At 60.8% G+C, this 24,813-nt stretch carries 23 protein-coding genes and 4 pseudogenes; 15 read left to right on the top strand and 12 right to left on the bottom strand.

Going from position 1 to position 24,813, the window contains the following annotated elements:
- The first annotated feature begins 221 nt into the window (after positions 1-221).
- The 8 genes and pseudogenes from NKI79_RS18195 to NKI79_RS18160 all read left to right on the top strand — a co-directional run bounded on the left by NKI79_RS18195 (position 222) and on the right by NKI79_RS18160 (position 7,126).
- Complete coding sequence (locus tag NKI79_RS18195) at positions 222-824, top strand: FMN-dependent NADH-azoreductase (protein WP_352620136.1); 603 nt, start codon at positions 222-224, stop codon at positions 822-824.
- A 25-nt stretch (positions 825-849) separates the two neighbouring features.
- Positions 850-1,776 carry a pirin family protein gene (locus tag NKI79_RS18190; RefSeq protein WP_352803265.1) on the top strand — a complete coding sequence of 309 codons (927 nt, stop codon included), beginning with the start codon at positions 850-852 and terminating at the stop codon, positions 1,774-1,776.
- Between the two features lie 22 nt (positions 1,777-1,798).
- Positions 1,799-2,880 (top strand): annotated as a pseudogene (locus NKI79_RS18185) (Atu2307/SP_0267 family LLM class monooxygenase).
- The gene (locus tag NKI79_RS18180; protein ID WP_352620137.1) at positions 2,864-3,733 is read left to right on the top strand and encodes an SDR family NAD(P)-dependent oxidoreductase; all 870 of its coding nucleotides are present in this window, start codon (positions 2,864-2,866) and stop codon (positions 3,731-3,733) included. Before NKI79_RS18185 ends, NKI79_RS18180 begins: the two are co-directional and overlap by 17 nt.
- Positions 3,734-3,775: 42 nt before the next feature.
- Positions 3,776-4,234 (top strand): nuclear transport factor 2 family protein, encoded by a 459-nt coding sequence (locus NKI79_RS18175; protein ID WP_023721579.1) that lies wholly within the window; start codon positions 3,776-3,778, stop codon positions 4,232-4,234.
- A 65-nt stretch (positions 4,235-4,299) separates the two neighbouring features.
- Entirely contained in the window at positions 4,300-4,893 is a 594-nt protein-coding gene (locus NKI79_RS18170; RefSeq protein ID WP_023721580.1) for an NADPH-dependent F420 reductase, read from the top strand.
- A 48-nt stretch (positions 4,894-4,941) separates the two neighbouring features.
- Positions 4,942-5,346: an ester cyclase gene (locus tag NKI79_RS18165; RefSeq protein WP_352620138.1), complete on the top strand. Its 405-nt coding sequence runs from the start codon at positions 4,942-4,944 to the stop codon at positions 5,344-5,346.
- Between the two features lie 754 nt (positions 5,347-6,100).
- Positions 6,101-7,126 carry an ROK family protein gene (locus NKI79_RS18160; protein ID WP_352803263.1) on the top strand — a complete coding sequence of 342 codons (1,026 nt, stop codon included), beginning with the start codon at positions 6,101-6,103 and terminating at the stop codon, positions 7,124-7,126.
- 24 nt (positions 7,127-7,150) lie between these two features.
- Here the strand turns inward: NKI79_RS18160 and NKI79_RS18155 are convergent, their stop codons facing one another.
- On the bottom strand, positions 7,151-8,227 hold the full coding sequence (locus tag NKI79_RS18155; RefSeq protein WP_352755701.1) for an ROK family protein: 1,077 nt from the start codon (positions 8,225-8,227) through the stop codon (positions 7,151-7,153).
- 52 nt (positions 8,228-8,279) lie between these two features.
- Between NKI79_RS18155 and NKI79_RS18150 the strand changes: the two are divergent.
- Positions 8,280-9,198, top strand: a pseudogene (locus NKI79_RS18150) (aminotransferase class III-fold pyridoxal phosphate-dependent enzyme); the annotation flags it as partial.
- Here NKI79_RS18150 and NKI79_RS18145 read toward each other — a convergent pair.
- The 5 genes from NKI79_RS18145 to NKI79_RS18125 form a co-directional block, all read right to left on the bottom strand.
- Positions 9,101-9,850: a hypothetical protein gene (locus tag NKI79_RS18145; protein WP_352803260.1), complete on the bottom strand. Its 750-nt coding sequence runs from the start codon at positions 9,848-9,850 to the stop codon at positions 9,101-9,103. The pseudogene NKI79_RS18150 and the gene NKI79_RS18145 overlap by 98 nt on opposite strands.
- Positions 9,851-9,991: 141 nt before the next feature.
- Positions 9,992-10,684 carry a hypothetical protein gene (locus tag NKI79_RS18140; protein WP_352620140.1) on the bottom strand — a complete coding sequence of 231 codons (693 nt, stop codon included), beginning with the start codon at positions 10,682-10,684 and terminating at the stop codon, positions 9,992-9,994.
- A gap of 202 nt (positions 10,685-10,886) precedes the next feature.
- On the bottom strand, positions 10,887-11,288 hold the full coding sequence (gene speD, locus NKI79_RS18135) for an adenosylmethionine decarboxylase (protein ID WP_352620154.1): 402 nt from the start codon (positions 11,286-11,288) through the stop codon (positions 10,887-10,889).
- 88 nt (positions 11,289-11,376) lie between these two features.
- On the bottom strand, positions 11,377-12,978 hold the full coding sequence (locus NKI79_RS18130) for a methyltransferase domain-containing protein (RefSeq protein WP_352803387.1): 1,602 nt from the start codon (positions 12,976-12,978) through the stop codon (positions 11,377-11,379).
- 16 nt (positions 12,979-12,994) lie between these two features.
- Positions 12,995-14,119, bottom strand: coding sequence for an NAD(P)-dependent oxidoreductase (locus tag NKI79_RS18125; protein ID WP_352466335.1), 1,125 nt, complete (start codon positions 14,117-14,119; stop codon positions 12,995-12,997).
- 143 nt (positions 14,120-14,262) lie between these two features.
- Here NKI79_RS18125 and NKI79_RS18120 point away from each other — a divergent pair, with 143 nt between their 5' ends.
- Positions 14,263-14,571, top strand: a complete 309-nt coding sequence (locus NKI79_RS18120; protein ID WP_352803257.1) for a S46 family peptidase — start codon at positions 14,263-14,265, stop codon at positions 14,569-14,571.
- A gap of 27 nt (positions 14,572-14,598) precedes the next feature.
- On the opposite strand, the gene NKI79_RS18115 is transcribed toward NKI79_RS18120, so the two are convergent.
- Together NKI79_RS18115 and NKI79_RS18110 are read right to left on the bottom strand one after the other, a co-directional pair.
- Positions 14,599-14,790 carry a hypothetical protein gene (locus tag NKI79_RS18115; RefSeq protein ID WP_084642947.1) on the bottom strand — a complete coding sequence of 64 codons (192 nt, stop codon included), beginning with the start codon at positions 14,788-14,790 and terminating at the stop codon, positions 14,599-14,601.
- A 112-nt stretch (positions 14,791-14,902) separates the two neighbouring features.
- Positions 14,903-15,052 (bottom strand): hypothetical protein, encoded by a 150-nt coding sequence (locus NKI79_RS18110; protein WP_023721628.1) that lies wholly within the window; start codon positions 15,050-15,052, stop codon positions 14,903-14,905.
- A 729-nt stretch (positions 15,053-15,781) separates the two neighbouring features.
- On the opposite strand from NKI79_RS18110, the gene NKI79_RS18105 reads away from it, so the two are divergent.
- From NKI79_RS18105 to NKI79_RS18080, 5 genes and pseudogenes are all read left to right on the top strand, one after another.
- A complete protein-coding gene (locus NKI79_RS18105; protein ID WP_023722911.1) occupies positions 15,782-16,081 on the top strand; it encodes a Y4lK-related protein in 300 nt (99 codons plus the stop codon).
- A gap of 479 nt (positions 16,082-16,560) precedes the next feature.
- Positions 16,561-16,857: pseudogene (locus NKI79_RS18100) on the top strand (beta/alpha barrel domain-containing protein); the annotation flags it as partial.
- A gap of 144 nt (positions 16,858-17,001) precedes the next feature.
- Complete coding sequence (locus tag NKI79_RS18095) at positions 17,002-17,469, top strand: hypothetical protein (RefSeq protein WP_352803256.1); 468 nt, start codon at positions 17,002-17,004, stop codon at positions 17,467-17,469.
- 387 nt (positions 17,470-17,856) lie between these two features.
- Entirely contained in the window at positions 17,857-19,065 is a 1,209-nt protein-coding gene (locus tag NKI79_RS33250) for a M16 family metallopeptidase (protein ID WP_502909826.1), read from the top strand.
- A gap of 40 nt (positions 19,066-19,105) precedes the next feature.
- Positions 19,106-20,164, top strand: coding sequence for a class I SAM-dependent methyltransferase (locus tag NKI79_RS18080; protein WP_031195349.1), 1,059 nt, complete (start codon positions 19,106-19,108; stop codon positions 20,162-20,164).
- Between the two features lie 396 nt (positions 20,165-20,560).
- Here the strand turns inward: NKI79_RS18080 and NKI79_RS18075 are convergent, their stop codons facing one another.
- The 4 genes and pseudogenes from NKI79_RS18075 to NKI79_RS18060 all read right to left on the bottom strand — a co-directional run.
- Positions 20,561-21,979: an FAD/NAD(P)-binding protein gene (locus tag NKI79_RS18075; protein ID WP_352620150.1), complete on the bottom strand. Its 1,419-nt coding sequence runs from the start codon at positions 21,977-21,979 to the stop codon at positions 20,561-20,563.
- Entirely contained in the window at positions 21,976-23,151 is a 1,176-nt protein-coding gene (gene ssuD, locus NKI79_RS18070; protein ID WP_352803252.1) for an FMNH2-dependent alkanesulfonate monooxygenase, read from the bottom strand. The genes NKI79_RS18075 and ssuD overlap by 4 nt, the downstream gene beginning before the upstream one ends.
- A 33-nt stretch (positions 23,152-23,184) precedes the next feature.
- A complete protein-coding gene (locus NKI79_RS18065; RefSeq protein WP_352620152.1) occupies positions 23,185-24,432 on the bottom strand; it encodes an SfnB family sulfur acquisition oxidoreductase in 1,248 nt (415 codons plus the stop codon).
- A pseudogene (locus tag NKI79_RS18060) lies at positions 24,429-24,749 on the bottom strand (ATP-binding cassette domain-containing protein); the annotation flags it as partial. The pseudogene NKI79_RS18060 and the gene NKI79_RS18065, both read right to left, overlap by 4 nt.
- Positions 24,750-24,813 lie beyond the last annotated feature (64 nt).

Below are 24,813 nucleotides of genomic sequence, written 5' to 3'. Positions count from 1 at the left end.
GTGACCGCGCTCGATATACCGAAGCAACAGGCAGGCGAGGCTATACGGGCATAGTCATGCAGCCTTCGGCACGCCGCTGCGGTGAATACGCAGCCGCCTCGATCTAGGTTTACGTCCGACGCAGCCGTTCCAGTTTTCGCGACACAGCTTGGCGCTGTGCGAGGCTACCGTCGCGCGCCTTTGAACAGCATCTTGGATCGGTCAGTACCAAGGAGAGTGTTATGGCAAGTATTCTGGTCCTCAACAGCAGTGTTCTTGGCGACCGGTCCGTTTCCAAAATTCTGGTCGAGGAAGCTGTTCACCGCTTGCTGGAGGCCAGCCCCGGCGCAACCGTTATTCGTCGCGACCTTGGTACCGTGCCGGTTCCGCATCTTACCACCGCCGATGTGGCGGGTGTCCGCGGCGAGCCCGCGACCGACACGGAACTCGCCGCCCGAGCTCTTTCGGACGAACTGATTGCCGAACTCCGCTCCGCGGACGCCGTCGTGATTGGCGCGCCGATGTACAATTTCAGCATCCCGACCGGCCTGCGCGCCTGGTTCGATTACGTTCTGCGTGCTGGCGAGACGTTCAGCTATTCGGAGGCGGGTCCGCAGGGGCTGCTGACCGGCAAGCGCGTCTTCGTCATCGAGTCTCGGGGCGGTCTTTACTCTGAAGGTCCCGCTCAGGCGATGGATTTCCAGGAACCCTATCTGCGGACCCTTCTGGGCTTCATCGGGCTGACCGATGTCACTTTCATCCACGCCGAGAAGATCGGCTTCGGGCCTGAAGCGCGCGAGGCTGCGCTCTCGGGTGCAATGCAGGCGCTCGCTAAAGCCGCCTGACCCACGCCACGCACAGGAGGCGGCAATGACCATTTCGAGTGCGACGGTCGACCTAGCGGTGGAAGAGGTTCTGCTTCCACCTGTTCGGGATCTTGGTGATGGCTTCAAGGTTCGTCGCGCGCTGCCGTCTGCGCAGCGCCGGACGGTCGGTCCCTTCATCTTCCTCGACCATTTCGGACCGATCGTGTTCCGCGCCGGGGCCGGCCCGGAGATCCGGCCGCATCCGCATATCGGCCTTTCGACGCTGAGCTATCTACTCGAGGGCGAGATGGTTCATCGGGACAGCGCCGGCAATGTCGAGACAATCCGGCCCGGCGACGTGAACTGGATGACGGCGGGCAGGGGCATCGTCCATTCGGAGCGTTCGCCTGCGAAATTCCAGACGCAGGGCGGGGCGATGTTCGGCCAGCAGATCTGGGTCGCCCTGCCCAAGGCCCTGGAAGAGATGGAGCCGGGTTTCTCCCATCATGCCGAAGACTTCTTGCCTGCGCTCGAAGCGGACGGAGTCTCGCTCACCATCGTTGCGGGCGAAGCTTTCGGAGAACGCTCGCCGGTGCCGGTTTATTCGGACCTGATGTATGTCGATGTCGTGCTCAAGCCCGGCGCGCGCCTGCAGGTCCCAGCCCAGCATATCGAGCGCGCGATGTTTGTCGTCTCGGGCGAGATTGAAGTCGCGGGCCAGACGGGCAGCCTCGGCGAAGCGCAGTTCGTGGTCTTCAAGCCCGGCGCCGAGATCGTGCTGCAAGCGCGCAGCGGCGCCCATCTGATGATGGTGGGCGGAGAACCCTTTCCCGAGCCGCGCCACATCTACTGGAACTTCGTCTCGAGCTCCAAGCACCGGATCGAACAGGCGAAGGACGACTGGCGGCAGGGGCGCTTTCCCGAGATCGCTGGCGAGACCGAGTTCATCCCGCTGCCTCCTGACCCATTGCGCATTGCGCCCCGCGGCTGACAACACATTGCAAGGAGGTGTTATGGAAATCGGTGTCGACAGTTTCGCGGCAATCCTCCCTGATCCGGCGACGGGCAAACTGCCTTCGGCAACCGACCGCATGGCCGATCTCCTCGAGGAGGTCGAGGTTGCCGACGACGTCGGCCTCGACGTGTTCGGCATCGGCGAGCACCACCGTGCCGAATTCCTCGATTCCGCACCCGCGATCATTCTGGCGGCCGCGGCTGCCCGCACCAAGAGTATCCGCCTCACGAGCGCCGTCACGGTCCTGAGCGCCGCCGATCCTGTGCGGGTGTTTCAGGAGTTTGCAACCCTCGACCTGATCGCGAAGGGGCGTGCCGAGATCGTCGTTGGCCGCGGTTCCTTCGGTGAGGCCTATCCATTGTTCGGCTTTCGGATGGAGGACTATGACGATCTTTTTGCGGAGAAACTCGAGCTCTTCCTCAAGCTTCGCGAGAAGACCCACCTCGCGTGGGAGGGGCGCTTCCGCCCGGCACTCACCGGGCAAGGCGTTTTCCTCCGGCCGCATCAGCAGCGCCTGCCGGTGTGGCTCGGCGTCGGAGGTACGCCGCAATCCTTCGCACGCGCCGGAACGCTCGGCCTCCCACTGATGGTCGCGATCATCGGCGGCAGCTTTGAGCGCTTCCGCCCGCTCGTCGATCTCTACCGCGAGAGCGGACTGCGCGCCGGGCACGCGCTTGAGCAACTCACAGTCGGTGCCCATGCGATGGGCTTCGTCGGAGAGACCATCGCAAAAGCCAAGGATGCCTTCTTCCCCGGCTGGGCGCATCTGACAACGACGATTGGCCGCGAACGCGGTTGGTTTGCACCGTCGCGCCAGCAGTCGAGGCGATGTGCGGCCCGGAGGGCGCCTTTCTGATCGGTGATCCGGACACCGTCGCCAGCAAGATGCTCGATGCCGACAGCGCACTCGGCGGCGTATCGAGGATCACCTTCCAAATGAGCACGGCATCCCTCGAAACCGCTGCGATGAAGCGCTCGATCGAGCTGCTCGGAACCGAAGTAGCGCCGATCGTCCGCGCGGCGCGGTCAAAGCACGGGGCACCGACTGAAAAGGAGACCTCAAATGCCGAACTCTTCTGAACACTTGAGACGCTCCGCCGCAGTCACCGGCGCTGGCGGTGGCCTTGGCCGCGACATCGCGCTCGGACTGGCGGCCAAGGGCTATACTGTTTTCGGCACGGCCATGTCCGCCGCAGAGGTCCAGGATCTGAAGGACGCCTCCGGTGGACGCGTCAGCCTGACCGTCTGCGACATGACCAAGGAACAGGCCGTGAAAGCCTGGGCTGACGACGTGTCCGACGCGCTCGGCGATGGCGCCCTCGATCTTCTGATCAACAACGCAGGGATCCTTACCCCCGGCCCGATCGAGATTTTGCCGCTCGACGCCATCCGGCGCGAATTCGACGTCAACGTGTTCGGCGCCCTCTCGGTCATGAATGCGTTCCTGCCCGCATTGAGGAAGGCGCGCGGTCGCATCGTCCAGGTGAGCACCTGGACCGCCAGCGTACCGCTCCCGTTCAATGGGCCATCAGGCGCATCGAAGGCCGCCATGGAGGTATTTGCGGCCGTCTACCGTGCCGAGCTGAAGCGCTTCGGCATCGATGTCGTGGTGGCTGCGGCAGGCAATATGAAGACTGGGGGACCGGCGAAAACGGCTGCCGCTCTAAAGCGGGTCGCGGACGATATGACCTCTGAACAGCGCGAGTTATACGGTCAAACATTCGAAACCTTCGCGAACACGCTCAACGGCATGCAGAGCAGTGGGCTCGAGTCGGCTGCGGCCGCGAAGCGTATCGTCGAACTGGCCGAACAGGTACCTGCACCGAGCCGCGCGCCGTTGGGACAGGACGCCGACGAAATGCTCCGCGCAGCTCGCGAGAAGTCCGACGCTGAACTGGATGGGCTCCGGCTTCAAGTCGCCGGCCTGAGCTAGGGCCTTCCAGCAAATCCACACTTCATAAGAAGGAGATACCCCATGCTTGAGCTCGTAGACGGCAACGACAGCCGTGCCGTTCGCAATAAGGACAACATCCTTGGCTTCTATGATCTGGTGATCAACCAGAAGAAGGCGGAAGAATATGTGCCCAAGTTCATCGCGCCGGGTTACATCCAGCACAATCCCCTGATCGCAGATGGGCCAGTCGCCCTGGCGCAGTTTTTTGGCCAGATCAACAAGGAACGCGCTCTGGCGCGCGTCGTGGTCCACAAAATCATCGCCCTCGACGACTACGTCTGGGCCCATGTGAATTTTCTGAATCTTTTCAACGACGACCCGAATGACACCGGGATCGCCGGCGTCGACATCTACAAAATGGATGCCAACGGCAAAGCGATCGAGCATTGGGACACCTTGCAGGTGGTCGGCGATCCGCAGAACTCGGCCCCGTTGATCGCGCCAAACATTCCTCGCGCCAATGCAAATGGAATGTTCTGAAAGGGAAACGGTTACGCAAAGCCGCCTCCGACCGCGAAAGCTGACGAATCAGGAAGGGCGAAAAGATGAACTACGCCATCGTTGGATCGGGAGCGATCGGCACCGCGCTCGCTCGGCGTTTCGTTGCCAACGGAATCGACATCGCCATCGCCAACTCGAAGGGCCTAAAGAGCTTGGCTGGTTTGGTTAGTGAACTTGGGCCCATCGTAAAGCCTGTGACTGCCTCCGAAGCTCTCCGGGCCGACGTCGTCATTTTGGCTATCCCTTTCGACGCAGTACAGGATGCAGTGAAGGATGTTGAATGGGACAGCCGCATCGTGGTCGACGCCACGAACGCGATCGACTTCCCGGCGTTCTCGCCGCGCGACCTCAAGGGTCGCTTGTCGACGGAGATCGTTGCTGACGCCGTCCCGGGTGCGCGTGTGGTCAAGGCCTTCAACACGCTTCCGGCCGCAATCCTCGGGGCCGACCCGGCGGTGCTCGGCGGCCGTCGTGTGCTGTTCGTCTCGGGTGACGATCCATCGGCTCGGCTCGCTGTCGTGGACCTTGTCGAGCGCCTCGGCTTCGCCGCCGTCGATCTGGGCGGTATCGCTGAAGGCGGCCGTGCGCAGCAGTTCGGCGGTGGTGTTTCCGGCCAGGAATTCGTTCAACTCGGATGACCAGCACGCGCCACGATGGCAGCGAAAGGTTGAATTGGAGAAGGCGGTATGTCCTCAAACTTAGAAGGGAACAAAGCACTGGTGCGGCGATTCTTCGCCGCCATCGAAAGCGGGAATTTCAGCGTCTTCGACGAGATCGTTACGCAGGATTATGACGACCATCTGGCTGGGCAAGGTCGGGGGCGCGAGGCGCTCAAGCAGTACTTCGCGGGGCTTCACTCAGCGTTTGCTGATCTGAAGCTACCGATTTCGGCGATCGTCGCCGAAGGCGACCAGGTTGCTGTCCTGAATGCCGTCCGCGGGACGCACAAAGGCGATTTCGCCGGTGTCAAGGCCACTGGCAGAGAGATCAATACAATGGCGTTTCGGCTCTACCGAATTGAAAATGGGCATCTCGCCGAGCATTGGGAAGTTGCGGACTTCTCGACGCTTATGCAGCAACTTCAAGGATGATCGCGGATGTCAATGGTTCGCACGGGCGTACCTGCTAGCGAGACTGTTTGATATGATGGCCGAGGCGTTTCAGGCGGTGTTGGCAGTTCTCGTGTTGCTCGCGGTGCGGACGGCAAGCTACGAAGCGAACAGAGCGAGCCGCGATTGTCCTTCGAGCTTCGCCATCTTCGTTAACAGGTCGCGGCTGCCGAGTATTGGGACTTCCGCAAGGCGGCGTTGGCGTACATGGCTACAAGCATCGGATGGCGGCCTCATTCGCTTTCGCTGATTTGAACTTTGCAGATCTCGGCCATCGTGGCCGCAGACGACCAAGTGGCAGCCTTAAACGCCTTCTCCGGCAGGCACGGAGGCGATTTCGTTGGAATATGTCCACAAACAGAAGAATCGACGCGATGGCATCTCAGCTTTGCCGTATCCAGAATGGCCACCTTGCGGAGCATTGTGAAGTCGCGGACCTTGCCAGTTGTAGGGTGAAGCACGGTGAGGGCACTCCCTCCACATCATCGGTCAGGAGGCCTAAGCTTGGCTGGGAAATTTTTGAGACAAACGAATTGCGCAGAGGCGCCGGATGTGAGGCGAAATTTTGAATGAGAATGCGCTGAGATCGTTGCTGGGCAACGCAACGTCAGCTTTCGTCACCAGCCAAATCGTGAGGGCGCTATGTGAGCGCGGGCCACTGTCGGCCGCACAGGTTGCCCGGCTCACCGGACTTGCTCGCTCTACCGTGTCAACCGCGGTGGGGGAGCTGAAGCTCTTGGAAATTGTCATTGAGGGACCTGCGACCAATAGCACCCCTAGGGCAATCGGCCGACCGGCGACCCCGCTAACGCTCAATCCGCGTGCCGGCACGTGCGTGGGCGTTCACCTCAACCAGCAGGACATCCGCCTGGCGATCGCCGATGTCTCACATTCAGTAATTTTGGAGAAAAGTATCGAAGTTGAACCGGGCTATTCGCCCCAATGCGCGGCGGCCGTCGTGAGGGACATCGTGACCGTGGCTTACGGGGTTTGCGGGCTGGACATCTCGGCCCTGCTCGGCGTCGGCGTCTCGGTCTGCGGGCCGGTCAGCCCTGGGGGCATGGTGCAGCGCGCCAACGGCATGCCAACCTGGGCGGGAGTGAACATTTCGCAGATTTTCGGCGCCGTGTTGGAGAAGCCGGTCTTCGCGGACAACGAGAGCAACTGCTCGGCGCTGGCCGAAATGATGTGGGGTGCAGCCGCCGGTTATGAAGACTTCGTCCTGTTGAAACTCGATCTCGGTGTGGGCGGCGCGATCGTTCGCAACGGCAAAGTTATCACTGGGGTCGCCGGAGGGGGCGGCGAATTCGGTCACATGAGCATCGAGCCTAATGGCGGATTGTGCCGCTGCGGCAACCGTGGATGCCTCGAAGTTCAGATTGGCGTCGATCGCTCCCTGCAAGAGATGTCGAGGCTTTATGGGCGCATCATCACTATTTACGACGTGTCGGCGATGGCGTCCCAGGGTGATGTGGGCGCGCGTCGAATGATCGAGGACATGGCGGAACAGGCCGGCCGAGGGCTCGCCCTTATCGGCACGATCATCAATCCGCCGCTCGTCATCGTCAGCGGGCGTATGACGCGAGCAGGCGACATGCTGCTCAAGCCTCTCGTTGCGGTCTACGAAAAGCACACGCTGATGAAGGCACGCGATGTGCCTTCCCCGATGCGCACCCGCGTCATGATCGGAAAGCTGGCGGAGAATGATGCGGTGCTCGGTGCCGTCGGCTTGGCGCTTCCTGGGCTAGCTGCCTTACCTTGATCATGAGAGGGTCCTCAGGCTCGCTCATCTCGCGTTGGCTTTTCGTTCAAATCCGGCCGTGCTCTCAAAGTCGAAAAACTGCTGGATGGCCAGGGCTGCTGCCCCGCGTGACCACACATTGTTGTCCCAGTCGATTTCGACCGCTGGCGGTTTCTCAAACGAGGATTCTCTGACAGTGTTCACGAGGGGGTCGACGAGCGCAGGGCCGAAGCGGACCGCCTCGCCTCCAACGATGACAACTTCCGGATCGACCAGATCGATCATTGCGGTTACCCGACGCCCGATGTCACAACCGACTTCGCGCAGATACTCTAATGCGAGCCGGTCGCACTTCGCTGCGGCCTGCTGAAGGTCGACAGGGGTCTTGGGGGAGCGCTTGCGGATCTCCTGCCAAGCGCGGACTATCGCCGGTTCCGACAAGCGTCGATCCCAGCTCAGCCGCTCCTCGGTGGCGATCGAGCCGGCGTCTTCCTTGACCGGGAATCCGATCTCGCCAGCAGCGAAACGCGCACGGCGATGGATCTGACCGTTGAAGATAAACGCCGCCCCGACGCCGGTTCCAATGATCAGCACCAGCACTGAGTTGCGCCGACGCCCGTGGCCGAACAGCTGCTGAGCTATTGCGAATGCATTGACGTCGTTGTCGACCCAGACCGGCACACTGATGCGTGATGCAATAAGTGCCGCTATCGGCACGTCCCTCCAGTCGAAGCGCTGCGATACCAGGCAAATCCCTCTGTTCACGTCGATCAGCCCGGGCATCGCCATGCCAACACCGACAAGTTTCTGACGACCTTCGCGCCTATTCCGCAGGAGTGTGGAGACGCCCTTCTGGACCGCTGCAGCGACCGTGGCCGGCTCATGGTCAGCGAGCGGCAACTCGCAAGTGCCGATCGGTTGGGTGGAGAGGTCGGTGAGCGTACCCTCTAGCCGGTGCTGCGATAGCTTGAAGCCGATGGACCAATGCCTTGCGTAATTGATACTGAGCGGTATCGGGCGACGGCCGCCACTGCTTTGCGCGCTCTTGCCTTCAACAACGATGCCTTCCTCGATCAACTCGCCCGCAACGCCAGACACTGCGGCTGGGCTGAGGCCCGTCATCGCCGCTACTTCCATGCGGCTGAGCTCGCCCTCCCGCCGTAAACAATTGAGGATGAAGGCCTCGCTCAACGGCCGCCCGCGCGACAGGGATTGGATGGATGGCGCCGACGAGCTGGTGATCAAGCTGTCCTCGCCCGATCCTTTCCGCCGGCCGCAAGGCATGAGCCTTGCCGCCTTCACCGATTTCCTGGTCGAGCAGTTCCGCGACACGGTGGCCCGGGTCGGCGCCGACAGAATCGGCGCTTTCGTTGGTGAGCCCGTGCAGGCCTCGGGCGGTGTCATCGTGCCGCCCGACGGCTATCTCAAGCGCATCCGCGAGATCTGCCGCGACAACGACATCCTCTATGTCTCCGACGAGGTGGTGACGGGCTTCGGCCGGCTTGGCCATGTCTTCGCCTCGGGCGAGGTCTTCGGCATCGATCCCGATATGATCACTTTCGCCAAGGGCGTCACCTCGGGCTATTTTCCCGCTCGGCGGCGTCATCATCTCGGAACGGCTGCTGGAACAACTGCGCCGCTCGAACCATCCCGATGCGATGTTCGGTCATGGGCTGACCTACACCAGCCACCCCGTCGGCTGTGCGGTGGCGCTGAAAAACCTCGATTTGCTGGAAGAAAGCGTGCTTGCGCATACGCAGGCGGTCGCCCCCTATTTCCAGGCGCAGCTGAAGACGCTGGAAGAGTTGCCGCTGGTCGGCGAGGTGAGGGGCTTGGGACTGATGGGCTGTGTCGAATGCGTCGCCGACCGCGAAAGCAAGGACCCGCTGCAGCTCGACAAGGATGTCGGAAAACGTATCGATGCCCATTGCTATGAGCTCGGCCTCCTGGTGCGGCCGCTGATCAACATGTGCGTGATGTCGCCGCCACTGATCATCAGCCGAGAGCAGATCGACGACACGGTGGCGATCCTGCGCGAAGGCATTTCACGGACGATGGATGATCTACGCAAAGAGGGTGCTTGGCAGGGGTGAGGTGAGCTGTACAGGCGGCATCGAAGGCCGGCATGCCATAGCCCGGGCTTGCCCGCTCGATGACATCGAAACCGCCGAGACCCCAGGCATAGCCCAGCCAGCCCTGGTAGAGGGCACCTAGCTTGGTTCGGCGCGAAGAATCGTAGGTGAGCGCGATCGACGGCTCGATGCCATGGAAGTCCGAAAGGTCGATGCCAATGGCATAGCCCAGATTGCCGTTGCCAGAGTTCTTCGGCAGATCCACCTTCGGCGTGCCGATCGCCTCCGGATCGCCGCTTTCGGAGGTCGTCGTCGTCGCCAACGTCGTCGCGGCAGGCTCCTCGGGCGCGGCCTCGCTGTCGGTCGACTGATCTGTCGTTCCTACCTCGGCCGCCGCGTCGGGAGCCTCGGCCGCGGGCGCGGCATCTCCCGTGGCATTTGCCGCCGGCGTTGCACCAGCATCATCCGTACCGGAGGCTGTTCCCGAACCCAGCGCTGCCCCGCCATTACCAAAGCCGCCGTCCGATGGTGCGCCAACATCTGGCGAAGTCCCTTGCGCCTCCTGCGCAAAGGCCGCCATCCCTGCAGAGCTTCTAATATAAGAAACAAAAGATGTATCCGCGCCGAAGACGCCTGCGGCAAGCATTGCCGCACCAACAAGCAACTTGTTCATGATTCCCCCGAGCCCAAGTTGCTTATTTCTACTCAACATCCACCAAACGGGTACGACGCCAAGTCGTCACAGAGGCAATATCCACAGGGAAATTTTCGAAAGGCACCAGTGGCACCCGTCAATCGTCTTCTGCTCAGCGAGTTAGGCAGCGTGAACAAAACTTTGCGATTGCCGCCTGCGAATCGCTGCGCTGCTCGGACTTCCCCTCCATCGTCGTATTTCAGGCGCGGCAGCAGCTGCCACCCTGCCGGCTAGAGCGCCGCTTACCGTGAAAGCCCCTGTTCGAGCTTTCCGAAGCGCACCAGATCGTTCAGCGCGGAACGGATTTGCGGCCAGGGGAATTCGGAGCATTCCTCCCAGCCTCGCCCTTACGCAATACAGCGTCGAGCTTGCCCGCCACACCAGCAAGAGTGGTGGCGGGGGGCGTTGAGAACGCTTCCAGCAGATAGTCAGCCCGCTCACCTGTGGCGCCTTGTCACCACGGGCGAGACGGGCGCGCCGGTGCTCACGCGACACCGCAACGCTGGCGGGATGGATGGCATAGGCCTCGATGTCGCGCGCCCACAGCCAACGCGCCAGCCAAAAGCCGACGCCGGCCGCCTCACAGGTGACGGCGATGCGCTTGATCGTGTGCCCGGCTTCGTCGCGCCAGCGCTGCAGCAGCTTCAACAGTGATGGTGCGGCAGCATCGATCTTCTTGAGGGGCTGGCGCTTGAGACCCGGTACGAGCGCGGCGACGAGCCACTTCGCCTTGCTCATTTCGATGACGGCGATGACCGTGTTATCCTGTTCAAGAGCGGTAAGGGACCGGCTCGCGTCAAAAGACTGCGACATGGGGTGCCTCCTTCTGATGGTGGATCCAACAGCGCCTAAGGTGCCCCACTCTCGCCGCTCGCCCCATAGCGTCTACTCCCCACTTTTACGGTGATCGAGCAGCTCTGATCTTTCTTCGCCTTGGCGGCCGCCGGGATGCAGTGCCCGAAATCACGGGCGCCTGACGCACGAGATCGACGACGCGCGATTGATGAATCGAAAATTAGCGCTCAAGCCCCTTGAGCCAACGTTCGGAGTCGATCCGATCCGGTTGAGAGTATTGGTCGGCATTGTCGGCTCTGCCGCGGGCAAGCAAATACTCGACGACACGGATCGGCTTGAACTCTTCCTTCAGAACGGCGATAGCCTCTTTGGGGCGGGCCCGGCCACACATAACCACATCTAATGCCGCATAGCTGTGCTCTGGCCAAGTATGGATACTGATGTGAGATTCCGCCAATACCAGTACGCCTGAGACACCCTCGGGTGAAAACCGATGGAAGTTTGAAAAAAGTATAGTGGCTCCAGCGGACTGTGCGCTTTTCGTAATGGCTGTTTCGATAAAAGCGGGATTGCCAAACCTGTGCCGCCGAACAGATCGACAATATAATGGGCGCCAGCGCAGATCACGCCGTTAACTGAAACAAAGCTACCTGCACCGCCTTCGCGATTGTGCGACATGCTAAAAGCTCCAAAATATCGAAGGAGATCGCTCAGCTATTTTTCTGGCCGACCCAAACGAAAATGGCGTCGTAAAGTGGGTCCCGCTGTATCTCGATACGACGGCATTCCAGCGGGGTGAGCCCCGCATTCTTCATCGCGCTGGCTATCAGTTCGATGCTCAAATACGAATTGTCGTGCCCATCCTTCTGCGCAAATGACTGCCGCCTTGCCCAATCCGCTCCGATAGTTCGGCCCGTGGGTGCAAGGTGATCAGCGATGTGCTGGAAGCAATCGTCGTACGCGTCAGCTGTCCCCGAAATCGCTAGATTACCGAAGGCAGTGATCAAGTCGTATCGGTGGCTGTCCATCCAACTTGGCCACCGCTTCAGGCAGTCGAAAATCAAGAACTCGGCAAAGCGCTCGCGAAGCTGGTTGACCGAGTGATTGGATATTTTGAAATGATCGGCTACCCAACCGTAACACTCAGGAAGCGGTTGATTGCTCCGTACGAAGTTCGCTAGCACGCTAAGGGCTTCAGGCGCGATGTCGCAGCAAGAGAGGCGATTGACTCCCTTGGTTGGGAGATACCAGAACAGCGTCGAAGTTCCAGATCCCAGATCGAGAGCATTTCCCATAACGCCCCATTCCGCCATCGCCTTCAAAATATCCTCGGCCCCTTGGCCCTTGATGAAGGGGCCGGAGAAATACTCCGTCAGATAGGTCTCAAAATAAGCTCGGACGGACGGACGCATTGGAACCAACTGCAGGTCTTTCGTTCGAAAGGCATCACGGTCGTTCTGGAACCCTCGGCCGAGTTCCCACATAACCCCGGACGGGGGGAGCTGATCGTCCCGAATGTCGGTAGTTGCGCTGAGAAGAAAAATCATTCGGGCGTCGTTCGGCTGGTACCAGTTGCGTCCGTAGTCGCCGAACACCTTTTCAACCTTCAATCCAGCATCGACGCAGAGCGCCGTGAACTCGTCGACGCAGTAAGGCCTAAGTCGAATGGTCGTCTCGGTCTCGTCGATGGCCGTCTCAGTGTCACGAATGTGTCTGAACGACACGTCGACTGTGCCGTCACAATTGTGTTGCTGCATACGATGACGAGACAACGTGAGCCTGGCGGCTAGCGGGCGCGTCCACTCAAAGCGCCAACTGCCATCAGGGGCAGTAGGATCGAAATAGTCTGGCTGGAGGTAGGCCTGTTCTGGCCTGACCTTTGCGAAAGACGATAGGTCGATCATCAATGTCCCATCGTCCGAGAGGTGCCGTCGCAGCGCTTTGAGCGACTGCCGCGCCTGGGACAAGTCTACCAACAGCTGAAATGCCTCTCGGGGCACGAGGATAAGGTCGAACCGCTCTTCGAGGTCCAACGTCCGGAGATCCCCAACGAGTGCTGACACATTGTTGAAGCCGAGTTTTTCAGCCTTTTCTGTCAGCCGTTCGACCATAGCCGGTTCGTTGTCGACAGCGACTATCGAACATCCGCTTCGAGCCAAATTAAGCGCGTTACGCCCGACCCCACACGGAATCTCAAGGACCGAGCGCGTAGAACCACCAACAAGACTGGCGAGAAAAGCATGGTCTACAGTGTCCGTATATTCGACATCGTAGTACGCGGCCCGTTCTTTATATGATATCTTATGCCGCATCGCCATGGCCGCCCCCTCACGCGGATTTCTTGGCCAATGCCTCGATCAAGGCAAAGTCGCTAATCACGTGCGGATGGATGATCTCACCGTTTTCAACAAATTTGCCCTTTTGGGAAACCGAGTCCTGGAAATCCTTAAGGAAAATCGATTTGCCGAGACTAATAAGATAACGCGTATGGTTTGTGGTTGCCCCGATCGACGCCGTCTGATGCACGTGAGCTGGCATTACGGGATCCTTGTAGTGCCAAACGCCATGCACCTTATATGGTGCCGCGCCCATCCAGGTGAATGTATGGGCCGTCGGGATGTATCCTGCTCCATAGCCGCAAGTGACGTCGATGATCATCGAGCCTTCCTTCATCTTCTTGACGAGTTCGTCTGTGAGCATCGCTGGTGTATCGTAGGTCGAAATCAAAGTCGCTCCGATCACCAGGTCGGCGTCGGGTATCTCTCGCTCCAGGGCTTCTTGCGAGACAATCAGGCATTTGACGTTCGAGGGAACGGTCGCCTCAAATCGGCGGAGGCTTTCCTCGCGGTAGCCAAAGACAACAACTTCGTTTCCGAGACCTGCGGCTGTTCGAGCAGCTGCTGCGCCGACATTTCCATGCCCGATGACGACGACTTTCGGCGGCTTCATCCCCGGTAGGGAAGCCAGCATTATGCCGAGCCCTCCCTGCGTCGATAGCAGGTGATGGGCCCCAAAGAGCACAGCCAATTTCCCGCTGATCTCGCTATCGGGCGTCATGAGCGGAAACGAACCATCTGCGGCCTGAAAGTACTCATAGCTATAGGCTGTCACCCCATGCTCGCGCAGGTGGTGCGTTAGCTCGTAGTTTTCGCCTGGGTAAAAGTATGCGCCAATATGCAGCGGGCGGCACAGGTACCGCCGTTCGGCGACGCTCGGAAACTTATATTTCAAGAGGAATGGAGAAACTGTCCAAGCCTCGTCTGTTGAAACGATTTCGCCCCCTGCCGCCTTGTAGTCCCCATCAAACGCTCCCGAGGCGGCTCCGGCATCATGCTCAACGTAAACCTTAAAACCGGCCTCGACAAACTGTCGAACACCTTGCGGAAGCATGATAACCCGCTTCTCGTTGTCGCGGGTTTCTTTCAGGATAGAGACCGAGGGTTTATCCGTCATATTGGTACTCTTCATTTCGAGATTTTGTAGAAGTGTCGCGCTAGGCCCCTGACCTGCGTCCTGGTTAGATTCGAGCTGTTTCGTCGCGTTTTAGGAATAGCGTCAGCCGCACCAGCAGACTGAGAATTCCCACCTATAACTGGATGTGGCCGCGCCACACGGGCCACTTCGGCTTTTGTCGCGCCTATGTCGCGCCTGATGGTTCCTCCCGGCCATATGCGCGCGACAACGTGCCCTACCGGCCCAAGAACTGGCTGCGCATCGCCGTTGAAGGCGCCAGGATGGACATTCTGCTGAATTTTACCTGCGGCGCTGTTTCATGGACGCGCTTGGGCACCCCATTTTCTATTGCCCGCCTCGGCTCATGCGGGGCGGGCTTCTTGGCCTTCTGGAGGATTTGCTCACCATGGTTCATAGTGGCGGCGCAACCGTCCGGTGAGCGCCTCACCTGAGGCTACATGGCGGCCGTGGAGATTGCCTCAGGAGCGGCGCCCAATCGGAAACCTTAGCACCTCCGCGTTTTGGCGTGGCTGCTTGAACTCTTCGACGGCAACCGCCTCAATTAGCAGGTCCAAGGCTTGGCGTCCCCTTCGACTCATCGGGTCATCGCCACAAAGGTAGTCATACGCTCGATCTAAATGCACTCGGGCGGCGGAAAAATCGCTTGTCATAGGACCCTCTCTAACCACCCCATTGCCGTCTACGAGGTGAAGGTCGCGCAATCGTCAATATTTACAGACAAATTTGAATTAAATCGCGGATGATCGGGGAGTAGCTAGGCCGTCACCCACGGTGACTGAACCGGCCGACATCGGCGCCGAGGTCTCGGCATTCCTCGCGCGCCTGGAGGCCGTAGTCCCCTAACATGATGCCGCCGTCCAGCCCGCCGACGATCACTCGCTGGCGCTCGGTCGGATCATAAATGCCGAGCACCCCGTTCCGAGACCACCTCTAACCGGCGTCATTCGATGCGGACGCGGAACCGGCCCGATTTTGCGGCGCAGAGCCAGAGGCGGCGAGGCGGCCGCCCAGGTCCCAGGCCGGTTGGCTCCAAATCGCGCTAGGTCGTGTAGATCAGGTTTGTACACACCACTTAGCTATACGCGGGGGGCGATAATGCCATCGAAGAACAAATGGCGCAGGTATTGGGTATCGATCCGTCGGAGCACCCAATCCCGCCCGCAACGCGGTTCGCAGCCATCTCGACCGATTGGTGGACTCCTGACTGCGGGATCTAAGGAGCTTTTCCTAGCCTATAGCTAAATGGAAAGACGCCCATCCCCTCGATTGAGCCAACCCAGACCCAACCTACTGGACTCCAGAGCGAAAAGAGCGCGTGCGGCTCGTGCGACTTGTGGGGAAAAGGAAATGGCGCCTCGGCATGACTGACTCCGACTGCCTGAGCGCCGGCTTTCAGTGCGCGCAAGGGGAGCGTTCCGGTGGCCAATGCTGCTGTTGGAACGGAGCAGGTGGGTTGTTCTAGCAACACGGTTGAGTGTCCGGGGTGCCAACAATGAACAAATGCGCAGGAACACTCGATCCGCGCCTTCTGCAGGCCTGCCTACAAGCTGTGCAAGTGCACAGGTAGCGAAGGTGCGCGCATTCAAGCACGTTTGAGCGTCGGCGCAATTTCCATGCCGACCACCAACGGAGATATCTGCGATGACCAGCAACATGCGGCTAATGAAAGCGAGCGAGATTCCCGCCTTCGTCGACAAGGTGATCGAGGCTGGCTGTGATATCTGTGCGATCGGTCACTTAGGCTATTCACTGGGCGATGTTGACGGGAAGGTACCCTGGCGCAAGGTAAAAAGAATCGTGGAAGAGTTTGGCGATCGTGATCACCTGCTACCGGAGATCGTTGCCTATCTTCGCTCGATAGGTCGGTACATAGAACTCACGTCGTCGACAAACGACGGCCGGAGACCGCACAAAACAGGCACTCGAAATTGGAACGCATAAAGGACGGGTCGGATACGATTGTCGAATCCGGCTCCTTCACCGACATGACGAGCTCGACTTCCGGACGGGTATTGACGCCAATGAGCTGTGGTTTGCCCAACAGGGCAATAACCTGGTCTTCTCGTACTGGGCACCACGGACAAGGGTCGGTCAGCCCCCCAGTGGCATTGCGATGTGCTGTCGTTTCTGACTCTGGCACCATAGTTCAACCCGATAACCGCAGTTTACTGAGAGAATCCACAACTTCGTAGCTGCGGCAGGAGAGAACCAAGCAACAGCTAGAAAACCGCCGCCGAGTTCCATAATAGCGTTATGAAATGTCCTGATCTGGCAAAATAGGAATGTCGCTCCTGCTTGTGCCTTGCCAGTCTCTCGCCTTCGAGAGCGGAGAGATTGCATCTTGACTGAAATCGCATTGAGGCCCTTGTCGAGGGTTATAGAGCGGCGGATGACGAGCGTTGCCGCCGCAAGCGTGGCTGGCGCGAGCAAGCGTAGCTCATCTCGTCAAAATCGAAGTGGAGGTCGATACGCTGATCCAGTTGGAGGAGGCACTTGGCTTCGCCCCCGACGCTATCCTGCTCGACAACATGTCGGTCGATGAGTTGCGCCACGCGGTGGCGATGGTTGCCGGGCGGGTGGTCACCGAAGCATCGGGCCGGATTACGCTCGATATGGCTGCGCAGACTGCTGCGACGGGCGTCGATCTGGTCTCCATCGGCTGGCTGACCCATAGCGCGCCGATCTTGGATATCGGACTTGATTATCGGGACTCATAATCGACTGATGGACGGCACCGGGCGGATAAGTTTTCCGGTCACCGTCAAGCGGCTAGCAGAGAAGCCGTAAAGGCCAGAAACCAGGGAACAGGATGGAAATGGACGCAACGATTTCGACGAAGACGATGCCGCCAGGTCAAGCACATGACTTGGCGCGAAATGCGCAAGAAAGGCTTTCGTGGCCAGATCGGCGTCGTCTCTGAATGGGCGCGGCGCAGACGCCTTGCTGAAAGGACCGATCAAAGCGCACTTGCCCGCACGCCTTCGGCACGAAGCATCGCCAAGCTCATGACGCTGGCGCGTGACGACCTGTCCAAATCGGACGCTGTACTGATCGGGGCAATCGAGAGCAATGTTCCTGACCTCGGTCATCGCGCGAACGCTGATCGACGACTTTCAGCAGATGATCCGATCAAAGGCGGCCGCAAAACTGGACACTCGGCTGGACGGCGCGAAGGCAAGCCTCGTCGGCTCCTTTGCAAACAGGGTCGAAAAGGACATCGCCGCAGTCCGCAACGCCATCATCTCTTCGTGGTCGAATGGCTAGACCGAAGGCCAGATCACCAAGCTCAAACTCATCAAGCGGCAAACGTACGGCCGCGCCAAGATTGATCTGCTCCAGGCGCACCTTGTCGGTGCAACTTAGGCTGTGGCCGCAGCGAGAGTGCCGAATGAGGACCCCGTTTAAGGGGTGATTCTCGTCCAAACGGTTCGGATGGGCGGTCGTCCGCCAGCAACTTCTCCTTGCTAAGTAATCCGGCATCCTCGAAGGCCTCGCGCCAGTTCGAAGCGCATTCATATCCCCCTCCGCAGCAGCACGCGCAAGCATCGTCACAAGCCCCGAGCCGCTTCGCGTTCGGCGCTGTCCAATTTCCGACAATGTCGGATACGCAACGTAGCAGGGTCAGATCTACCAGATTGCGTATAAATGGTTTTCTCATTTGGCACGGTACATGCATCATCATCCGCAAACACGTGCCCGACCAAAGAAGACGTCGCATGATCACCTCACCAAAACATACCGCCGCCGCGGAACAAATCACTTCGCCCCGAACCTTGCTTATCGTCCGTCCCGTCACCACAACCGGAGCCATCCGCTTCGTCTTCGACGGCGGCACCACGCAGGACTCGGCTGACAAGGAGGGACTGGCCAATTTGATGACCGGCCTGTTCGACGAGGGCGCCGGCGATCTCGACAGCGATGCCTTCCAGGCGACGGTTGACCATGCCGGGGCCGAGATGAGCTTCGACGCGCAGCGCGACGGCATTTATGGCAGATGCGCATGCTGCCCGAACGGAAGGACGCCGCCTTCGATCTGCTCAGGCTCGCGCCTAACAGCCCCCGCTTCGACCAGGAGCCCGTCGACCGCATCCGCGCCAAGCGGCGCAGAATCTACGGCACGCATCCTTATTCGAGGCCGGACGAGGGGCACCAAGGAGAGCCTCGCCGGCATAACGCCGGTCGATCTAGGCGCCCTCCACAAGGCCGCTTTCGTCGGTGACGGGCTGCACGTAGCGGTCGTCGGCGACATTGATGCCAAAGGCCTGAGTGAAAGGCTCCACGACTCGGTCGGCGATTTGCCTCAGAAGCAGGCGATCGCGCCGGTGGCCGATGTCGCCCCGAGCTCGGCCGGCGTAATTGGTCGCCTACGACCCGCCGCAGACTTCGCTGCAGCTTGTTTTTCCCGGCATCGGACGCAGCGACTCGGAATTCTAAGCCGCACAGCTGATAAGCAAAATACTCAGAGGCTCGCCATTTACCTCACGTCTGTTCCAGGAAGTGCGCGAAAAGCGCGGCCTTGCTTACGGTATCCATTCCAGATTGAAAGACTACCAGCATTCCAATGCGCTTGTCGTGACCACGGCGACGCGCGCCGACAGGGCGGCCGAGACGCTCGGCGGATACGCCACGTGATCAGGGGGTTGGCGGAAACAGGGCCGACAGAGGCCGAGCTAAAAGCGAGCAAGAACTATCTGATCGGCACCTATGCTACCAACAATCTGGATTCCTCCAGTTCGATTGCAGCCACGCTTGTCGGGTCTTGGCATCGGCTACACCAGCGCCGCGCCGCCCTCATCGACCGACCAAGTCGAGGCAGCGGCAAAGAAGCTGCTTTCGGCCGAACCCGCCATTATGGTGATCGGCCCGCGCGTGGACGCCAAAGGATGGGCCCGGGCTCCAATTTCGCCATTCTTCTCCCCTTGTGAGGCTTTTACCGGGAGAGATCGAGCCCAAAGGGAGATTCCGATGTCTGAAGCGAGTCAGCAAAAGTTGGACACATTCTTGGAGAAAATGGTCTGCGATCTCGGTGCGATCGCTACGGGCGCGGGAGTCTTGTTGGGAGACAAACTCGGCCTGTTCGAGGCATTGCGCGAAGGCGGCAAGATGACTGCCGCCGAACTTTCGACACGCACCGGCACCCAGGAGCGCCTTGTAACGGAATGGCTTTCCGGGCAGGCGGCTGCGGGGTATGTCGACTACGATGAAGCCAACAACAATTTCTATCTCAACGCCGAGCAGGAACTGGTGTTCGCCGATGAAAATAGCCCGGCCTTCATGGCTGGCGCATTCGAGTTCCTATCCGCGCTGTGGCTCGACGAAGAAAAGGTGAGGCAAGCGTTCCAGTCCGGCAAGGGCGTTGCATGGCACGATCATAGCGCGTGTCTGTTTCGCGGCACGGAGCGGTTCTTCCGTCCAGGCTATAATGCCAATCTGATCGACTCCTGGCTGCCGGCCCTGGAGGGCGTAGTCGAGAAGCTCGAACGCGGCGTGGAGGTCGCGGATGTCGGATGCGGTCATGGCGCATCGACGGTGCTCATGGCACGTGCTTTCCCCAATTCGCGCTTCGTCGGCTTCGATTATCACGCCCCTTCGATCGAGCGCGCCCGCAAGGCCGCCGAGGAAGCCGGCGTCGGCGCCAACACGCGCTTCGAGGTCGCGGCCGCCAAGACCTACCCCGGCACCTATGACCTCGTCGCTTTTTTCGATTGCCTTCACGACATGGGCGACCCGGCGGGCGCCGCCACCCATGTCCACGGGTCGCTCAAGCCGGATGGCACGTGGATGATCGTCGAGCCGTTCGCGCATAATCATCTAGCGGCGAACCTCAATCCCGTCGGACGCGTTTACTATGCCGCTTCCACGTTCGTGTGCACGCCCGCATCCCTGTCGCAGGAAGTCGGGCTCGGGCTTGGCGCCCAGGCCGGCGAGGCGAGGCTACGCAAGGTGGTGACCGGCGGCGGCTTCAAGCGATTCCGTCGCGCCACGGAGACGCCGTTCAACATGGTGCTGGAGGCCCGTCCCTAGCGCGGCCGTCGCTAGAAATTGCAGCTCATCGCTTTATGGTGAAGATCTCGTCAAAATCCGAACTCACAGTTATCGACAAATTTCCAGAGGCGTCACCCCCCTGACATCAGATTGGAGTTGTTAGAAGCCAACAGTAGTTGAAGGCACACGCAGCCAAGCTCGTCGCCTAGACTACTTCGGTGCTCTCAGAGAAGCCAACTCCGAAGACCGTACTCCGCTCAAACGCGCAGTCTCTCCACCTGAACTTGGGCGACTTCGGCGGCGTCGGCGACAAACGCGAAAAGCGCCAGGAGCGGCACTGCGACCAATGGCGCTTTCATAAACCTCGAAGGCGCTTTCAATCCTGGCGGTGCGTTCCGTCAGTGTCATCTGAATAGACTCATGCTAATCACAGCTTCACGACGCCTTGCGACGCAACGCCGTTTGGTATCCCAACCATTGGTGAATTTCGGCGGCGATGCGCTCGGTATGTGCGGTGACTTCGGGAATTCCCATCAGTTCGCCGACGCTGCCGCGCGCCAGTGGCCCGCTGACGAAAATGCTGTCGGTCGGGCGCCCGGATGTGCCGACCGCACGGCCTTGGCTGTCGGTCTCCAAACCAAGACCAATCGGGTCGAGCCGGACCAATCCCATCCGCGCGAGCGCCGCAATCGCCGTGTTGGTCCGCAAGATATCGGCGTGCGCCGGTCCGGTCGTCACGACCACACTGTCGAAAGCCTCGACAACGAGGCTGCGTTGGCCACGCAGCCGCTGCCTGACGCAAATGCGTCCGTCGACCTGTTCGGCGCCGACAATCGATGCGGCGCGATAGGCAAGCCTGCCCTCGGCAACGCCGCGATCAAGCACGGCCGCGATCTGTGGCGCAACGCGGAAGCGATGCACATCCCACAGCGCACGAAGATGGCGCACCACGCGGCGCTGCTCGGCGAGCGGCAAGGCCTGCCAGATGATTTGCCCCTGTCGCCGGACGGCGTCGAGCACCGGGTGCCAGCCTTCGCCCCGACGCTTGGCATCAAGGATCGTGGCCCGGATGCGCCTGAACAGTGCCGTTGCGCTGCGTGAAGGCAGGGTCGTGAAATCGCCGATCGGATCGCCACGCGAGGCTGCATGGCTGCGCGAGCGGTAGCCATGGCGCGAAAGTGCTGTGATGCTGCCGCGATGCCTCCTGCGGTCGAGAGTGGCGATGACGTCCGCCGAGGTCAGCCCGGTGCCGACGACCAGGACATGGTGGTCGCGCTCGATCGCTTCCAGTCGTTCGAGATCATAGGGATTAGCGACCAGACCGGCGGCGCCGGCTATAGCGCGCAAGGCTGGCGGTAAGGCCGGCGGCGGATGAGTCGTTGCGACAACCAATGCATCGGCCGCGAGCGTTCCGCCGTCGGCAAGGATGAGGCGATATGCGTCGCCGTTACGCTCGACCGACGCGACGGCGGATCGGACGTGCCGAATCGTCTTGCTTTGCAAAAATGGCTGAAGGTGGGATTCGACATAACGGCCGAAAACGCGACGCTGTGGATAGGCCGCGCCGTTGGTAGTGATCGCCTCGGCGTCATTCAGAACGGCGCCGGTCTGCTCCAGCCAGTCGGCAAAGTGGCTGTCCTGGCCGGAGATCAGCGTCATCCTCGAGGCCGGCACATTGATGCGGTGTGAAGGATCGGTCGTCGAATAGGCCAGACCATAGCCGAGCCTTTCGCGCGGCTCGACGACCACGATATCGGATGCACTGGCCGGGAGCAGTCGCGCCAGATGAAACGCAGTCGCCGCACCTGAAAAGCCGCCGCCGACAATCGCTATGATCGGTTCGCTGGCGCTCAAGACTGGCTCGCGCGCAGCGACGACGGGCGATGGTCGCCGGCCACCGTTTCGCCGAAGGGGCCCATGTTAACCGCCGTCGGCCGCGTCGAGATTTCGTGATCGAGCGGCAACAGCGGCAGCACCAGTTCGCCGAAGCGATGGGCTTCCTCCAGATGCGGATAGCCGGACAGGATGAAGGTATGGATGCCGATGCGCCGGTATTCGTCGATGCGCTCCGCCACCGTCGCCGCATCGCCGACCAGAGCGGTGCCGGCGCCGCCGCGCACCAGGCCGACACCGGCCCACAGATTCGGACTGATTTCGAGTTTGTCGCGACGGCCGCCATGCAGCCGGCTCATGCGCGACTGGCCGACGGAATCCATGCGCGCGAAAACCTTCTGCGCCTCGGCGATCGTCTTGTCGTCCAGGCGGCTGATCAGGCGGTCGGCATCGGCCCAGGCTTCGTCATTGGTTTCGCGAACGATGACATGCAGCCTGATGCCGAAACTCACCTGGCGTCCGGCCTTCTCGGCAAGGCCGCGCACATGGTCGACCTTGGCGGCGACGTCAGCCGGCGGTTCGCCCCAGGTGAGGTATTTGTCGATCTGCTCGGCGGCGACCGCATTGGCCGCCTCCGACGAGCCACCGAAATACAGCGGCGGATGCGGGGTCTGCACAGGCGGGAACAGCAGCTTTCCGTCCTCGATGCGGAAGTGCTTGCCTTCGAAGGCAATGGTCTCGCCGCGCAGCACGGCCTTGTAGATATCGAGAAACTCCCGCGTCACCTCATAGCGCTCGTCATGGCTGAGGAAGATGCCGTCGCCCTTGTTCTCGACCGGGTCACCGCCGGTGACCACGTTGATAAGCAGGCGCCCGCCGGAAATGCGGTCGAGCGTCGAGGTCATCCGCGCGGCAAGCGTCGGCGATTGCAGGCCCGGCCGCACCGCAACGAGGAAGCGGAGCCGCTGCGTCAACGGCGCCAGCGCCGACGCCACGACCCAGCTGTCCTCGCAGCTTCGGCCGGTCGGCAGCAGCGCGCCGTAATAGCCGATGGCGTCGGCGGCCTTGGCGACCTGGGTCAGATAGGGCAGGTCGACCGCCCTGCCCCCCTCGGAGGTGCCGAGATAGCGGCTGTCGCCATGGGTCGGGAGAAACCACAGGACCTTGATCCTGTCGGGGATGGCAGTGCTCATGAACAGTCCTTTGTGACTTTACGGCGTTCTCGCTCAGCTCCAGGCGTGGAGCGGCGGATTGACGTCGTTCAGGTAATAGTTGCCGAGGATCGCGTATTTCCAGCGCACCGGATCGTGCAGCGTGTGGGTTCGGGCGTTGCGCCAGTGCCGGTCGAGATTGTGCTCGGCCAGTGTGGATCGCGTGCCGGCGAGTTCGAACAGTTTGTTGGTGGCCTTGATGGCGATCTCGGTGGTGAGGATCTTGGATTCGGCAACCGCGATCTGCGCTTCCGCGACGGTCTTATCGTTCGGATCGGCCACGGCGCGGTCGACCGCCAGCCCTGCCTTGTCCAGAACGGCCTGCGCCGCATTGGCCCGCAGGCGAAGGTCACCGACGGCCTGGATAGTGTAGGGATCCTGCCAGGCATGATCGACGCCGCTGTCGATCCACGCGCGCGACTTGGTGCGCACGAAGCTGACGGTTTCGTCGATCGCCGCGTTGGCGATGCCGAGATCGACAGCAGCCTGGATGATCTGGAAGATGGCGCCGTCGGCCGTCGCCCGGTCATAGCCCTTGTAGCCGGGGACGAGATGCGTCTTCGGCACTTTCACATTGTCGAGCAGGACTGTGCCGGACAGCGTCGTCTTCTGGCCGAAGCTCGACCAGTCGTCGATGACCGTCAGTCCGGGCGCGCCGCGATCGGCGATGGCATACCAGGCCCGGCCCTCGTCATCGAGCGCCACGATCGGCACCAGATGGGCGAGCAGCGCGCCGCTTGAATAGAATTTCTGGCCATTGACCACGACGTGGTCGCCAGCGTCGACGAATTTGGTCTCAAAATCGGCCGCCCGCTTGGAGCCGAATTCCGAGAACGCGTTGCCGAACCGCGTGCCGGACAGAACTTCGGCGAAGAGCAACTGCTTCTGGGCCTCGTCAGAGACGGTGCGGATGGCGGCGACGACGCCGAGATGGTTCTGCGGAATCTGGCCGAGCGACGGATCGGCCGCCGAGATGATGGTGATCACCTTCGACAGCGTCACATAGGAGAGTTCCGGTCCGCCATAGGCCTTCGGCACGTTGATCGACCACAGGCCGCTCTGCGAAAACGCATCGAGCTCTTCCTTCGGCCAGATGCGCTCGCGGTCCCGCCTGGAGGCGTCCTTGGCGAAGTCTGCGGCCAGTTTTTCCGCCACAGCGATCGCCTCGGCATCGGTCTTGATGACATGCGCTCTGGCCGACGGACGCTCGACCGGAGGGACGGCGCTGCGAGTATCGGACGGCTGCTTCGATTGGATGGTCATGCTGCGGTCTCCTGGGGAAAATGTTGCGATGGAAGCGGCGTGCCGCCGAGATAGTAGGTCTTGATGTCGTCGCGCTGGCGCAGGTCGGCGGCCGACCCTTCCAGCACGCTCTTTCCGTTTTCGAGCACGGTGGCGCGGTCGGCATATTTCAGCGCCACTGCCGAATTCTGCTCGGCGACAAGGATCGAAAGATCTTCGTCCCGATTGAGCCGCTTCAAAGCGCTGAAAATCTCGTCGACGATCAGCGGCGCCAGCCCCATCGAAGGCTCGTCCAGCACGAAGATCCTATGGGGATGGAAGGCGACCAGCGCTCTGCCAGAGTGAAGTCGCCAAACATCACCTGGAGGTCAGCATGCAAGCCAACACCACCAAAGCCCCGGC

Source organism: Mesorhizobium sp. M0340 (genome assembly GCF_040321535.1).
Taxonomy (GTDB): Bacteria; Pseudomonadota; Alphaproteobacteria; order Rhizobiales; family Rhizobiaceae; genus Mesorhizobium.
The sequence above is the reverse complement of the archived record's forward strand: the minus strand, read 5'-3'. Positions and strand labels throughout refer to the sequence as shown.